The 1,628-nt window shown below is 38.7% G+C and carries 1 protein-coding gene; it reads left to right on the top strand.

Translation table 11 applies throughout. From position 1 onward, the window contains the following. Positions 1-178 precede the first annotated feature (178 nt). Positions 179-1,609, top strand: a complete 1,431-nt coding sequence (gene dnaA, locus A3766_RS19505) for a chromosomal replication initiator protein DnaA (RefSeq protein WP_068507318.1) — start codon at positions 179-181, stop codon at positions 1,607-1,609. The last annotated feature ends 19 nt before the right edge of the window (positions 1,610-1,628 follow it).

Here is a 1,628-nt window from a genome sequence, read left to right on the forward strand (position 1 = left end):
TGCACAAGCTTGTGTGTAAAGTTATTAATTATTTGAAATATATATATAAAGTTATTAACAGGCGGTTTATTAACCTAAAAAATAGCGCTAGTAGTTACGACGTTTTACCGTTAAAATTCACCTTAATAAAAACGGTTGTATTTCCCCCTCTTTCTAAATAATAGGAATAAAGTACCAAGTGCAAACTGAAGTCTGGTCTGAGTGCTTAGAAAAGCTAAAAGAAGAATTGCCTAGTCAGCAATATAATACTTGGTTAAGGCCGCTTCAGGGGGAGTGTGTTAACGGTATACTTCAATTATATGCACCGAATAAATTCGTATTGGATTGGGTTAAAGAAAAGTTCTTACAGCGTATAAACGAATTACTTAAAGATATGGGGCATGACAAAGTCATTTCTTCCGTCAATCTAAAAATTGGCAGTCTTAAAGAAGCTGATAATAGTACAAAGCTTAAAACTGAAGACAACAGAAGAAAGCCTAGCCCTGCTTCACCTAACCAACATAGTTCTCATAAGCCTCGCGAAAGTGGTCTGTCTTCATCGAAACCTGTTGAACGGCGGGTTGAAGTTGAAGGTTCAATTATAAAACACCAAAGCTTTTTAAATCCTAATTTTACTTTTGATACTTTTGTAGAAGGTAAATCTAACCAGTTAGCACGCGCTGCTTCTGTCCAGGTAGCAGAAAATCCAGGCGGAGCTTATAACCCTTTATTTCTTTATGGTGGTGTTGGTCTGGGTAAAACTCACTTGATGCATTCTGTCGGTAATGAAATCGTTAAGAAGAATCCTAATGCTAAGGTGGTTTACCTTCATTCCGAACGATTTGTTGCCGATATGGTTAAAGCTCTGCAGATTAATGCGATCAATGAATTCAAGCGATATTACCGATCTGTTGATGCTTTGCTAATCGATGATATTCAATTCTTTGCACGTAAAGAGCGTTCGCAAGAAGAGTTTTTCCATACTTTTAATGCCTTATTAGAAGGCGGTCAGCAAATGATATTGACCTGCGATCGCTACCCTAAAGAAATTGATAATATGGAAGAACGTTTGAAGTCTCGTTTTGGCTGGGGACTTACCGTTATGGTTGAGCCGCCTGAACTAGAAACCCGTGTTGCAATTTTGATGAAAAAAGCAGAGCAGACTAAGGTTAATCTTAGTAGTGAATCGGCTTTCTTTATTGCTCAAAAGATTCGCTCCAACGTTCGTGAGCTAGAAGGGGCTTTAAAACTAGTTGCTGCCAATGCTCATTTTACAGGCGAAGAGATTACTCCGGTTTTTATTCGTGAATGTCTAAAAGACTTGCTTGCTCTACATGACAAGCAAGTTAGTATAGAAAACATACAGCGAACTGTTGCTGAGTACTATAAAATAAAGGTAGCAGATTTGTTATCGAAGCGGCGTACCCGTTCAGTTACCAGACCCAGACAGATGGCTATGGCGCTTGCAAAAGAACTAACCAATCACAGCCTGCCTGAAATAGGCGATGCTTTCGGTGGCAGGGATCATACGACTGTTTTACATGCTTGTAAGAAGGTTGTTGAATTGAAGGATAATGACCCAGGTATTCGAGAAGACCACCATAACTTTATGAGAATTTTAACGACTTAAATAAGCGTTGGGTTCTCTT

Source organism: Oleiphilus sp. HI0132 (genome assembly GCF_001635845.1).